This is a genomic window from Streptomyces sp. NPDC053427 (assembly GCF_044544985.1).
Lineage (GTDB): Bacteria > Actinomycetota > Actinomycetes > Streptomycetales > Streptomycetaceae > Streptomyces.
The window spans coordinates 741,572-753,873 of the sequence record NZ_JBITYA010000001.1 but is presented as its reverse complement, the minus strand read 5'-3'; the positions used below and the strand labels follow the sequence as shown (position 1 = coordinate 753,873).

Below are 12,302 nucleotides of genomic sequence, written 5' to 3'. Positions count from 1 at the left end.
GACCCGTCCGTCCTGTGTGTGGCGCTGCGCGGCGACCGTCTCGTACGGGGCCGGCGGCAACGCAGGGGTGACCGACCAAGCGGCACGGACCCCGGGCCGCTTTCCCCCGGCCACCCGGCCCGCGGCCTCCCCATCCGGGTGCGCGAGCAGCGTCAGGCGTTCACGGCCGTCCGGCCGCGGGGGCCGTCAGCCCAGGGATCCGGCCTCCACCGTCGTCACATCGAAGCGTCCGCCGCACACCCGCAGCCCGCCGCTGTTGGTGGTCATCGAGTCCTTGGAGCCGGGCGGGTAGGTGTAGACCAGCTGCGACTTGTTCCAGCACGGGGTGTCGGAGACGCCGTCGTTGACGGTGTGCAGCACGGCATGCGCGCTCTGACCGGGCTGGAGGCGGACGGCACCGCCCGCGGCGCCCGACCGGGTGGCGGGCTTGCCGACCGTGGAGCCGTCGCGCAGGATCAGCGAGACTCCGGGGAAGCCCCGCAGCGAACAGGCCGTCTTGCCCTTGTTGGTGAACACCAGCGGGATGTGGATGTTGCCCGCGCCGATGTCGGTGCGGCCCAGGCGCAGCGACATGTTGTCCGCGGTGCAGCGGTCCGAGGCCGTCATGGCCGAGGTGTGGGATCCGGAGGCGCTCGGGGCGTTGGCCTCCGGCTTGCCGCTGGGAGCCTTGGCCCCGGCGCCGGACGAGGGGCCGGCGGCCTCGGTGGAGCGCTCCTGACCGCCGGACGGTCGCGTGTTGTTGCCCGTCGACTGCGAGCTGTGACCACCGTGGGTGCTGCCGGCCGTGGCGGACGCGGCGGCCGACGAGGAGTGGGCGCCGGAGTCCGTCCCGTTCTGGCAGGCGGAGAGTGCGAGCGTCGCGACGGCGATCAGTGATCCGGCGGCGACCCGACGGCCGCGGCCGAGGGTTTTGGTGGTGAGCGACATCAGTCTCCCCCTCGTCTGGTGGTTGCGTACCCTCGCAAGTGGGGTGCGCACGGTCGGTCCGTTGTACTTCCAGCGTGACCCCGGGCACTGCCAGTCCGCTAACGAGGCGCTAACGCACCACTAACGGGCCGGAGCGCCCGGCCTGGCGGCGGCTCCGGCGACCCGCCCGACCAGCCGGAACTCCGGGTGCGCCGCTCAGGCTCGCAGAAATTCCCCGGTATCGAACGCGACCCTCACCGGTTCGGCCGTGCCTCCCTCGGGCCCCGCTGGTACCACCCCACCCCACCGGCCCCAGGTGACCGACGACGACCAGCGGTCGCACTGCACCGCATGGTGTCCGTGTGACTCCCGGGACGGTTGCGTATCGCGCGGCCGCCGTCCGCATCCGGCGCGGGAACAACGATGGCCGTACGGAGACCGATCCCGTGCCGGTGACATCGGCGGGAACGCGGATGACATTGACGAGAAACGGGCGGCCCGCACGGGCACGGGGCGCGGGGCGGGACGCGCGGGGAAGGCCCGGCCTTCCCCGCGAAGGGCGGCGGCGAGAGCGGGACGCCCTCCGGCAGCGGTCGGCCGGAGAGCATCCCGGGTCAGCCGGCGCCGCCCCGTCAGACGGCGCCGGTGGCCGCTTCCCCGGCCCCTTGCGCCCGGTTGACGGCCGAGAGCACGGCCCGTACCGAGGCCATCAGGACGGAGGTGTCCTGGCCCGCTCCCCAGTAGGTGGCACCGTCGATCCGGCACTGGACGTAGGCGACGGCGGCGCTGTCCGGCCCGCTGGCGGTGGCGTGTTCGGCGTAGCTGACGATGTCGACGGGGTACCCGGCGGCGGCCAGCGCGGCGCAGAACGCGGCGAGCGGCCCGTTGCCGGTGCCTTCGTGAACGGCGCCACCCAGTTCACAGGTGACCCGGTGCTCCCCCGGTGCGGGCTCGGCGGCGCTCCACGATCCGAGCGTCAGCGGGCCCTCCGTCCCCGGGGCGAGATAGGTGCTCCAAAACAGCTCCCACAGGGCCTTGGGCGTGGCTTCCCGGCCGCTGGCGTCCGTGGCGCTCTGCACCGTACGGGAGAAGTCCGGCCGCATCTCCCGCGGCAGGTCCAGCCCGTGGTCGCGCCTCAGGAGATGCGCGATCCCGCCCTTGCCCGACTGGCTGTTGACCCTGATGACGGCCTCGTAGCTGCACCCGAGATCGGCGGGGTCGACCGGCAGGTACGGCACGCTCCAGGGCGCCTCGGGCTCCGGTACGCCCAACTCGGCGGCGCGCTCGGCGTGGTGGGTCAGGCCCTTGCTGATGGCGTCCTGGTGGGTGCCGGAGAAGGCGGTGTGGACGAGTTCTCCGGCGTAGGGGTGGCGGGGGTGGACCGGGATGCGGATGCAGTCCTCGACCGTGCGGCGGACGGTGGCGATGTCCGAGAAGTCGATCATCGGGTCGACGCCCTGGGTGTGCAGATTGAGGGCGAGGGTCACCAGGTCGACATTGCCGGTGCGCTCCCCGTTGCCGAACAGGCAGCCCTCCACGCGCTGGGCCCCGGCCAGGACGGCGAGTTCCGCGCAGGCCACACCGGTTCCCCGGTCGTTGTGCGGGTGCACGGAGAGGATGACCCCGTCGCGGCGCTCCAGGTGGCGGTGCATGTACTCGATCTGGTCGGCGTACACATTGGGCGTGGCGACCTCGACGGTGGCCGGCAGGTTGTGGGTCACCGGACGGTCCGGCGAGGCGTCCCACAGCCGTGTCAGCCCGTTGCAGATCTCCAGGACGAGGTCGGGCTCGGTGAGATTGAAGACCTCCGGTGAGAACTGGAAGCGGATGTCCGACCGGGGCCGGGCGGCGGCCAGTTGGGCCATATAGCCGGCGGCGTCGCGCACCAGGGCGTGCACCTCGTCGCGGCTGCGGCCGAGGACGACCTCGCGCCAGGTGGGAGCGGTGGCGGTGTAGAGGTGCACCACGGTGCGCGGCAGTCCCTCGATGGCGGCGAAGGTCCGCTCGATCAGCTCGCGCCGGGCCGGGGTGAAGACGACGACGGTGACGTCATCGGGTACGGCGTCGCTCTCGGCCAGGTGCCGTACGAAGTCGAAGTCCGTGCGGCTCGCGGACGGATAGGCGACCTCGATCTCCTTGAAGCCCATCGCGACCAGCAGGTCGAACATCCGGCGCTTGCGGGGCGTGTCCATCGGCTCCACCAGCGCCTGGTTTCCGTCCCGCAGATCGACCGGCACCCACAGCGGGGCCCGCTCGATCCGGGCGGCGGGCCAGACGCGTTCGGTGAGCGGTACCTCGACGCGCTCGTGGGCGGGCAGGTAGCGGTGGGCGGGCATCGCGCTGCCGCGCTGCGGGTTCCAGGCGGGTGCGGCGGCGGGGACGGGGCCGTCGGGCGTACGGAGCGTGGGGAAAGCCGGGGCGGCGGGCGGGGTGGAGCGGGTGCGGGTCATCGCTGTCCTTCTCACAGGCCGGAGGGAGACCGGCAGCACCGAACCCCGCGGCGGGGTGCCGGTCGCGTCAGGCCCCGCCGCGGCGGCCGAGAAGGAGACCACGCAGCTTCATGCCGGGTACACTAACCATGAATCAACTCCTCAGACAACCTACTCCTCAGACAAGTTGAGGGGCAGGCAGACACCGAGAGAGGCGGCAGGAAGCACCGGATGTCCCTCGAAGCGCTTCGCCCCAGCCCCCTGGTCGAACAGGCCGCCCAGCGGCTGCGCGACCAGATCACCGGCGGCGACTGGCCGGTGGGCACCAAGCTCCCCGGCGAAACCACCCTGGCCAAGACCCTCGGCGTCGGCCGCTCCACTGTCCGCGAGGCCGTACGGGCGCTGGCGGGCGCGGGGTTGGTGCAGCCGCGGCAGGGCTCCGGCGTCTTCGTGATCGCCACCGAGCCGACCGAGGACTGGCCCACCCGCCTGCGCAGCGCGGCCGTCGCCGATGTCTACGAGGTGCGCATGATGGTCGAGGTCCAGGCCGCCCGCCTGGCCGCCGACCGCCGCACGGACGCCGATGTCGCCTCCCTCCGCGCCGCCCTCGAAAACCGGCGCACCGCCTGGTCCGGCGGCGACAACGCCGCGTTTCTGGACGCGGACATCGCCCTGCACGCCACGGTCGTCGACGCCGCGCACAACCCCGTCCTGACCGATCTGTTCGCGGAGTTCGTCCCCGCGCTGCGCAAGGGCCTGGCCGACCTCGTCGCACTGCTCGATGTGCGCGAGCACGAAGTGGCGCACGGCGACGCCGGGCACGCGGAGCTGGTGGAGGCCGTGATCGGCGGCGACGGGGAGGCGGCGAGCCGCGTCCTGCAGGCCGAACTGGAGGAGACCCTGCGGGAGTTGTCGGCGCGCTGAGACCCTCCGGCTGCGGGGCGCGTCAGGCCGGGGGTGCGCCGAGGGGACGACGGGTCCGCCGTCCGGGACGCTGCGCCGCCGGAGACGGCCGCCGCCCGGCCTCCCGCAGCCGGGAGCTGCGGAACACCGGGCGGCCGGAGCGGCGAAGGCCCGTCAGCCGGCCGTCCCCGACGGCTGGGCGAGCTCCAGGTCGAGGATCTCGTCGGCGCCGCCGGAGAGGGATATCGGGGCGGCGTGCGGCGGGTAGCCGGCCGCCGCGAGGGTGTAGCAACTGCCCGTCAGCCCGGCGAACGCGAAAACGCCGTCGGGTCCGGTGACGGTGTGCCCGGTGACCGTGCCGTCCTCCAGGAGGGTCACCGCCGCATCGGCGAGCGGCTTGCCGCCGGGGCCCCGTACCGTGCCGCGGACGCTCGCGGTCGGCCGCAGCCGGACGTCCTGGCGCTCCGCCCCGGCGCCGGGGAGCTCGACGGTGCGGGCTTCGGGCCGGTGGCCGGAGGCGCTCAGGACCAGGGTGTAGCCGCCGGACGGCAGATGCGCGACCTCCCAGCTGCCGTCGGAGCCGGAGGACGTACGGGAGACCACCTCGCCACGGACATCGGTGACGACCACGCTCGCCCCGGCCAGCGGGGCGCCGTCCGGGCCCCCGAGCAGGCTCCCGCCCAGCCGGCCGGTGCCGGCGAGGACGAGGTCCAGCGGGGTCGGCGCGTCCTCACCGTGGTACGTGGCCGAGGCCGCGTGCGGGGTGCGGCCGGGTGCGGCGCCGGTGAGGACGTAGGTACCGGCGACGGGGGCGGCGAGGGCGTAACGGCCGTCGTCCCCGGCCGTGGTGACGCCGGCCTGCCGGCCCTGCCGGTCGATGAGGGTGACGGTGGCCCGGCGGACGGGCGCGCCGGACGGGTCCAGGACGCGGCCGCGGAAAGCCGGACGGCCGGTCGCGTCGTCGACGGCCGGCCGCGCCCGGGAGGGCGTGGGCTGCGCGGGCGGGGTGGGCCGCACCGTCTTCGCGGAGGGCGTCGGGTCGGCCTGCGCGGCGCCGTCGGCCGGACGGGCCGCGAGGGTCGAAGCGTCCGCGCGGGCCGCGCGGGCGGAAGCATCCGCGCCGTCCGTCCCCGCCGCCGCGTCCGCGCTCTGCGCGACCAGGGTCGGCGCCGTACGGGATGCCTTGTGCTGGGACGGCAGGAAAGCGGCCACCAGGACGCCGATCAGAACGGCGGCCGTGGCGATCAGGAACGAGACCCGGAAGCCGGTCATGGTGGGCACCGTCACCGGGCCCAGGTCCTGGGACAGATGGGCCAGCACCATGCCGATCACGGCGCTGGAGACGGACGTACCGATCGACCGCATGAGGGTGTTCAGGCCGTTCGCCGCGCCGGTCTCGGACGGGTCCACGGCACCGATGATCAGCGCGGGCAGCGAGGAGTAGGCCAGGCCGATGCCGGCACCGACGATCACCGCGATGATGACGGTCTGCCAGGGGGCGTTCATCAGGCCGATGCCCGCGCCGTAGCCGATCGCGATGATGAGCATGCCGAGCAGCAGCGAGACCTTGGGCCCGCGCCTGGCGGCGATCCGCGCGTACAGCGGGGCGACGAACATCATCGTCAGGCCGAGCGGCGCCACGCACAGTCCGGCCACCACCATCGACTGGCCGAGGCCGTAGCCCGTCGAGGTCGGCAGCTGCAGCAGCTGCGGCAGCACCAGGGATATCGCATAGAACGCCACGCCGACCGTGATGGAGGCGAGGTTGGTGAGCAGCACCTCGCGGCGGGCGCTGGTGCGCAGATCGACCAGCGGGTCGGTCATCCGCAGTTCCATCAGGCCCCAGAGGACGAGGATCACCGCGGCGATCCCGAAGAGCCCGAGGATGGTGGGCGAACCCCAGCCCCAGTCACTGCCCTTGGTGATGGGCAGCAGCAGAGCGACCAGCCCGGCGGTCAGCCCGATGGCGCCGGCCACGTCGAAGCGCCCCTGAGCGCGGACGGACGACTCCGGTACGACGAGGAGGGTCAGCAGCATCGACAGCACGCCGAGCCCGGCGGCGCCGAAGAACAGGCTGTGCCAGTCGGCGTGTTGGGCGACCAGGGCCGCGGCCGGCAGGGCGAGGCCGCCGCCGACACCTATGGACGAGCTCATCAGGGCCATCGCCGAGCCGAGCCGTTCGCGCGGCAACTCGTCGCGCATGATGCCGATGCCGAGCGGGATGGCGCCCATGGCGAAGCCCTGCAGCGCCCGGCCGACGATCATGGTGATCAGATCGCTGGTGAATCCGCAGATCAGCGAGCCGACGACCATCACGGCAAGGCTGGTGAGCAGCATCCGCCGCTTGCCGTACAGGTCGCCGAGGCGTCCCATGATGGGCGTCGAAACGGCACCGGCGAGGAGGGTGGCCGTCATGACCCAGGTGGCGTTGCTGGGCGCCGTGCCGAGCAGCGTCGGCAGGTCCTTGATGACCGGCACGAGCAGCGTCTGCATCACCGCGACGACGATGCCGGAGAAGGCGAGGACCGGGACGATGCCACGGCCGGCTCTGGGCCCGCCCTTGCCCGGGTCGGGCACCGCCGGCGCGGCGTCGGGGGTCTGCGTCCTCCCGGGGAGCGGGTCGGTCGTCGTCCGGGTCATGCGTGCGGCCTCCAGGGGCGGCAGAGGTGGGTGCGGTCGGGTGCGCGGTGCGCGGTGAGGCAAGGGCGGGGCAGGGAAGCGGCGTGCGGTGGGGGCGTCCGGGTGGATCGGTGCGAGTCGGTGTGTCGGCGGCGGGCCATCTGGCGTCGGCGGGGCGGAAGTTGCTCGGGCGGGCGGGCGGTGCTGCGGGCGGTCGGCGGCGCGGCCGGGCCGTGCGCAGCCCGGTACGTGCATACCGAACGCTTTGTCTCGGGGCGGTATTCCGGCGCGTCGGACGGAATCGCACAAGATGGGTGGTGATCTTGCTCACCGCCCGGCCGGGCCGCACCTCGACCGACTCCAGTGAACAGCACGGCACTGACAATCCCCGCCGCGCCCGCCGCCTCTCCCGGCGCCCCACAGGAGCCCGAGCAATCGAACAGGGGTGCCACGCATCCCGCGACACCCCTGAAATTCCCGCCATATAAAACCGACCATGCGGTATTGTATGAGTTCCCAAATCACCCGGAATCCGGAATTCGAGAGAAATACCAGCTATCGCAGCAAAAGCCTCACGGAGACATCGCCTCGACCGGCCCCCCGGCCTTGAGGGCGGCATCGAGTACCGCGCCGCGCTCCGGATCCAGATCGAGCTTGGCCAGGACCGCCGGCACCGCGATGCTGGGCAGGGCGTGCTGATGGAATATGGTGAGCCGGCGATTGAGATCGGCTCTGTTCGCAAGCGTCTGGGACATCATCTGGATCCCGGCGAAAGCGCCCACATACAACTCGGCCGTCTCACGGGCATCCATACTTTCCAGGACTTCACCGCGGTCTCTCGCCTCGCCCAGCATCCCTTCGACGAAAACGGTCCAAGAGATCATGGACCGCTTGCGGTCAAGGTGATTGGAACCCTGCTCGACGGCCAGCCGGGCCGCCCCGCGCTGGATCGGGTCGCTGCGCAGCCGGTACGCCAGCACCTGCGTCACATCGACGAATTCCTGCAATTTGATCTGCTGCGGCTCCACGGCAATGTCCAGAACATGCTCCTCCAGCACGGCCAGCGCGAGCTGCTCCTTGGAAGAGAAGTGGAAATACAGCGCCCCCTTCGTCACGCCGGCGCGTTCAAGAACTTCGGCAATGGTGGCCCGGTCGTACCCGCGGTCGTCGAAAACCGAGGCCGCTGCCTCCAAAATCAGTCGCCGGGTCCGGATCGCGCGATCCTGTTGCACCATCGGGACGCCTCCTGTCTATCGAAGTGTTCAAGGGGAGCAACACTTGGTTACGGCTCCCACTGCCTTCAGACCAGGTACTTACCATTTTTCGGCGCCCAGCATTGAAAAGAAAACCGGATGGTACGTATCTTAACAGCGTTCGCATTCGGCACCATCCGTCAGATGCCTGGGGGCAGTCATGAGCGAAACGATGCACGTCGGTGGCACAGTCCGGACCACGCCATTGCACACGGGACGATCGGCTTCCAGCCAACGAGCCGTGCCGCACCCCCGCCGCGATGTCGGCGTCCCCGGGGAGTTCGTGCACCGTCCCGCCACCGAGGACGTCCTGATCACCTCGTGGAACCGGCTGACCGACAGCCTCTTCTCACTGACCGCGCGGTGGCCCCACTATCACCGGTACTTCACTCCGGACAACGGTCACCACAACATCCTCCTCGTCGGCGAGACGATTCGGCAGGCGGCACTCGTGCTCTCGCACACGGAGCTCGGCGTTCCCGTCGGCCACCACTTCATCCTCACCGACCTGGTGTACACAACGCACCGGGAGCATTTGCTCGTTGACATCGGGCCCACACAGCTGACGATCGAGGCCACCGCCGATACCCGTATGCGGGCCGGCAAGTTGGTCAACGGCCGCGTCGACATGACCATCCGAGCAGCGGGACGGACCGTCGCCACGGGCTACACCCAATACACCGTCATCACACCCGCCGTCTATCGCCGGATCCGCGGCGAGCGCCTCTCGGCGCGCCGGGCCGGCTGCCCGGTCCCCACGCCCGTGCCGCACCGGCTGACCGGCAGCCTCAGGGACAGCGATGTCCTTCTCGCCCCGAGCGACCGGAGCGACCGCTGGGCGCTGCGCATCGCACCGGGCCATGCGGCGCTGGTGAACCCGGAGAACGACCACGTGCCGGGCATGGTGCTTCTCGACGCCGCCCTCCAGGCCGCCCGGGTCCTGACCGCGCCCGCGCCCTTCACGCCGTACGTCTTCAGCACCGAATTCAACCGTTACGGCGAGCACGACACCCCCTGCGTGATCGAGGCACGCCAGGTGCGGTCGACCGCGCCGGACACCACCACGGTGCAGGTCACCGGCTCCCAAGAGGGAGAGCCGGTGTTCGCCTCCACCCTCACGGCGTCGGCATCGCGCCGCTGACCGGCGCGGAACCCACCCGATGCCGGTACGAGAGAATCGTGCGCGCACATCAGTAACAGCCACGGTGACAGGAAGGCCGCATCCGCCCATGGGTGACCTGAACGGAAAGACAGCGCTGGTAACAGGATCCAGCCGGGGTATCGGCCGGGCCATCGCCCAGCGTCTCGCCCGGGACGGTGCGCTGGTCGCCGTCCATTACGGCAGCAACGACACCGCCGCCAAGGAAACGCTGGAGACCATCCGAGCCGCCGGCGGACAGGCATTCACCATAGGCGCGGAACTCGGGGGATCCGGTGACGCCGAAGCCCTGTTCGCCGCCTTCGACACCGAACTCGCCGCGTACGGCGCCGAACCGGGCCTCGACATCCTCGTCAACAACGCGGCGACCAGGTTCCGCGGGCGCATGGCCGAGGTCACGGAAGAGGAGTTCGACCGCACCATCGCGATCAACATCAAGGCGCCCTTCTTCCTCATCCAGCACGGTCTGCGCCGGATGCGGGACGGCGGACGCATCATCAACATCTCGTCGGCGGTGACGCGTACGGCGTACCCGCGGCAGATCGCCTACAGCGTTGCCAAGGGCGGCCTGGACACCCTCACGCTCACCCTCGCCAAGGACCTCGGCGAGCGCGGCATCACGGTGAACACCCTCGCCCCCGGCTGGGTCGAGACCCATGTGACCGCGGCGCGGACGGCGACGCCCGAGGAGCGTGCCGCGCTGGCGGCCTATTCGGTCTTCAACCGCGTCGGCCAGCCCGCCGACATCGCCGACGTCGCCGCCTTCCTCGCCTCCGACGACTCCCGCTGGATCACCGGACAGCGCATCGACGTCACGGGCGGCTCCACGCTCTGACCGGGCCGGCTCCTGCCGTCGACGCCTTCCGGCCGTCGGCCCTCCCCCGAGCGGCGCGGCCGCCGCCCGTCCAGCCCCTGGGCGGCCGCGCCGCCCGCGCGTCTCACGCCGACGGCATCGGCCATTCGTTGAGGTTGCCCCCGCGCCATTCGACGAGACGGGGGTCGTCGAGTTCGATCTCTCCGGCCGGTCCGGCCACCCCCGCGCGGCGGAGGAATTCGGCGACGTCGCCGCGGCCGTGGGCCAGGCCCACGATCTGCCCGCGCACGGTCACGCGCCGGCCACCTGAGGGGGTCGGCGGGTGCACGATGACGGGCGGGTGCTCGGTCATGCATACAGGGTGCGCCGGGGTCGGCGGCCCCGCACGTCGAGGCTCCGGCACACGGCTCACGGGGCGACTGCCTTCGATCCTGTCGGCGCCTCCCCCGTAGGCTGGCCCTGTGGTGACACCGACACCGGCAGAACTGACGCGGGAGCTGCTCCTCGCCGTCCGCGACGTCATCGGCGCGTCCCAGGCCCAGCTCCGGGAGACCCTGGACCGGCTGGGGCTGACGGTGCCGCTCGCGGATGCCCTGTGGGCGCTCGATCCCGCACTTCCCGCCCCGTCGATGAAGGTCCTGGCGAGCCTGCTGCACTGCGATCCGTCCACCGCCACGTTCCTGGTCACCCGCCTCGAACGGCAGGGGCTCACGGAGCGGGTGCCCGACCCGGCGGACCGGCGTTCCAAGACGGTCGAACTGACGGACAAGGGGGCGCTGGTGCGCGGCGAGCTGATCGAGGCGATGGTGGAGCAGTCGCCGCTGGCGGCGCTGAGCGCCGGGGACCAGGCCGCCACGCTGCGCCTGCTGCGCAAGGCGCTGGCCCTGGGCAGCAGGCCGTGAACGCTGCCCTGAACTCGACCGAGTTCTCCCAGGACCCGTACCCGGTGCTCGCCGCTCTCCGGGAGCGCGGCCCCGTACAGCGGATCCGGACCGGCAACGGCCGGACGACGTGGGTCGTGACCGGATGGGCCGCGGCGCGGGAGGCATTGGCCGACGGACGGCTGTCGAAGGACACCGCCCGGTATTTCGCCGACCGGCCGTCCACCCGGAATCTGGCGCCCGCCGTCAGCCGCACCATGCTCGCCACCGACCCGCCCGACCACGGCCGGCTGCGGCGGCTGGCGATGGCGGCGTTCACTCCGGCGGCCGTCGCCCGCCTGGAGCCCCGGATCCGCGAGATCGCGGAGGGGCTGGCCGATGCGCTGGCCGCCGGGCTGGCCACGCACGGGGTGGTGGACCTCGTCGAGGACTTCGCCGTACCGCTGCCCATCGCCGTGATCAGCGAACTGCTCGGCGTACCGGAGCGGGAGCGGGCGGCGGTGCGCCGGTGGTCCAACACGCTGTTCGCCGAGGGGGATCCCGCCGGTCGGGCGCCGTCGCGTCCGGAGGAGGATCCGGATGCCGTCGTCGACCGTGCCTCGCACGACCTCAGCGACTACATGACGGGGCTGATCGCTGCCCGGCGCCTCGCCCCCGGCGAGGACGTGCTCAGCGGTCTGATCGCCGCCCGGGACGAGGAGGACCGGCTGACGGAGCCCGAACTGGTCTCCTTGGCCGTGCTGTTGGTGGTCGCGGGCCATGAGACCACGGCCAACCTCATCGGCAACGGCATGCTCGCCCTGCTCCTCGACGACGCGCTGCGCGCCCGTCTCCGGGACGATCCCTCGCTGCTGCCGGGGGCGGTGGAGGAATTCCTGCGCTACGACGCGCCGGTCACCGTTGCCACCTTCCGTTACGCCACCGAACCGATGGAGCTGGGCGGCGCCCGGATCGGACCGGGGGACGTCGTCCTGGTCTCCCCCGGCGCCGCCAACCGCGATCCGGTGCAGTTCCCCGCACCGGACGCCGTACGCCTGGACCGGCCCGGCGGCCATCTCTCCTTCGGTCACGGGCCGCACCGCTGCCTCGGCGCGACGCTGGCCCGCCTCGAGGGGCGGATCGCGTTCGAGGTGCTGCTGACGCGCCTCCCGGAGCTGCGCCGTACGGAAGAGGGCACCGACGGGCTCGTCTGGCGGCGGACGCGGCTGATGCGCGGCCTGGCGGGCCTCCCCGTCACCTCGGCTTCCCTCTGAACGCAGGGACCGGCGCCGCGACTGCCGTAGGGCGGTCGCGGCGCCGGCTGGTTCCGGGCCGGCCGCGGCGCGTGACCGCGACCCG

General features: G+C 72.1%; 10 protein-coding genes. 5 read left to right on the top strand and 5 right to left on the bottom strand.

Annotated elements, in window-relative coordinates:
- Positions 1-186 precede the first annotated feature (186 nt).
- Together ACIGWZ_RS02875 and ACIGWZ_RS02870 are read right to left on the bottom strand one after the other, a co-directional pair.
- Positions 187-927 (bottom strand): DUF4232 domain-containing protein, encoded by a 741-nt coding sequence (locus tag ACIGWZ_RS02875; protein ID WP_400060113.1) that lies wholly within the window; start codon positions 925-927, stop codon positions 187-189.
- A gap of 611 nt (positions 928-1,538) precedes the next feature.
- Positions 1,539-3,356, bottom strand: a complete 1,818-nt coding sequence (locus tag ACIGWZ_RS02870) for a 2-isopropylmalate synthase (protein ID WP_400060111.1) — start codon at positions 3,354-3,356, stop codon at positions 1,539-1,541.
- 210 nt (positions 3,357-3,566) lie between these two features.
- On the opposite strand from ACIGWZ_RS02870, the gene ACIGWZ_RS02865 reads away from it, so the two are divergent.
- Complete coding sequence (locus ACIGWZ_RS02865; RefSeq protein WP_400060109.1) at positions 3,567-4,259, top strand: FadR/GntR family transcriptional regulator; 693 nt, start codon at positions 3,567-3,569, stop codon at positions 4,257-4,259.
- Between the two features lie 153 nt (positions 4,260-4,412).
- Here ACIGWZ_RS02865 and ACIGWZ_RS02860 read toward each other — a convergent pair whose 3' ends face one another.
- Complete coding sequence (locus tag ACIGWZ_RS02860; RefSeq protein WP_400060107.1) at positions 4,413-6,878, bottom strand: MFS transporter; 2,466 nt, start codon at positions 6,876-6,878, stop codon at positions 4,413-4,415.
- Between the two features lie 551 nt (positions 6,879-7,429).
- Positions 7,430-8,092 carry a ScbR family autoregulator-binding transcription factor gene (locus ACIGWZ_RS02855; protein ID WP_400060105.1) on the bottom strand — a complete coding sequence of 221 codons (663 nt, stop codon included), beginning with the start codon at positions 8,090-8,092 and terminating at the stop codon, positions 7,430-7,432.
- 259 nt (positions 8,093-8,351) lie between these two features.
- Between ACIGWZ_RS02855 and ACIGWZ_RS02850 the strand changes: the two genes are divergently transcribed.
- Entirely contained in the window at positions 8,352-9,251 is a 900-nt protein-coding gene (locus ACIGWZ_RS02850) for a ScbA/BarX family gamma-butyrolactone biosynthesis protein (protein WP_400060103.1), read from the top strand.
- Positions 9,252-9,339: 88 nt separating this feature from the next.
- Positions 9,340-10,104: an SDR family NAD(P)-dependent oxidoreductase gene (locus tag ACIGWZ_RS02845; protein ID WP_400060101.1), complete on the top strand. Its 765-nt coding sequence runs from the start codon at positions 9,340-9,342 to the stop codon at positions 10,102-10,104.
- 103 nt (positions 10,105-10,207) lie between these two features.
- On the opposite strand, the gene ACIGWZ_RS02840 is transcribed toward ACIGWZ_RS02845, so the two are convergent.
- Positions 10,208-10,435: a hypothetical protein gene (locus tag ACIGWZ_RS02840; RefSeq protein ID WP_400060099.1), complete on the bottom strand. Its 228-nt coding sequence runs from the start codon at positions 10,433-10,435 to the stop codon at positions 10,208-10,210.
- A gap of 109 nt (positions 10,436-10,544) precedes the next feature.
- Here ACIGWZ_RS02840 and ACIGWZ_RS02835 point away from each other — a divergent pair, with 109 nt between their 5' ends.
- Positions 10,545-10,985 (top strand): MarR family winged helix-turn-helix transcriptional regulator, encoded by a 441-nt coding sequence (locus ACIGWZ_RS02835; RefSeq protein ID WP_400060097.1) that lies wholly within the window; start codon positions 10,545-10,547, stop codon positions 10,983-10,985.
- Positions 10,982-12,217, top strand: a complete 1,236-nt coding sequence (locus ACIGWZ_RS02830; protein WP_400060095.1) for a cytochrome P450 — start codon at positions 10,982-10,984, stop codon at positions 12,215-12,217. Before ACIGWZ_RS02835 ends, ACIGWZ_RS02830 begins: the two co-directional genes overlap by 4 nt.
- Positions 12,218-12,302: the final 85 nt, after the last annotated feature.

What these genes read in the sequence shown, in the direction of transcription:
- ACIGWZ_RS02860 (WP_400060107.1), bottom strand. Translation starts at nt 6,878, where the DNA reads ATGACCCGGACGACGACCGACCCGCTCCCCGGGAGGACGCAGACCCCC.
- ACIGWZ_RS02845 (WP_400060101.1), top strand. Translation starts at nt 9,340, where the DNA reads ATGGGTGACCTGAACGGAAAGACAGCGCTGGTAACAGGATCCAGCCGG.
- ACIGWZ_RS02875 (WP_400060113.1), bottom strand. Translation starts at nt 927, where the DNA reads ATGTCGCTCACCACCAAAACCCTCGGCCGCGGCCGTCGGGTCGCCGCC.
- ACIGWZ_RS02855 (WP_400060105.1), bottom strand. Translation starts at nt 8,092, where the DNA reads ATGGTGCAACAGGATCGCGCGATCCGGACCCGGCGACTGATTTTGGAG.
- ACIGWZ_RS02840 (WP_400060099.1), bottom strand. Translation starts at nt 10,435, where the DNA reads ATGACCGAGCACCCGCCCGTCATCGTGCACCCGCCGACCCCCTCAGGT.
- ACIGWZ_RS02865 (WP_400060109.1), top strand. Translation starts at nt 3,567, where the DNA reads ATGTCCCTCGAAGCGCTTCGCCCCAGCCCCCTGGTCGAACAGGCCGCC.
- ACIGWZ_RS02870 (WP_400060111.1), bottom strand. Translation starts at nt 3,356, where the DNA reads ATGACCCGCACCCGCTCCACCCCGCCCGCCGCCCCGGCTTTCCCCACG.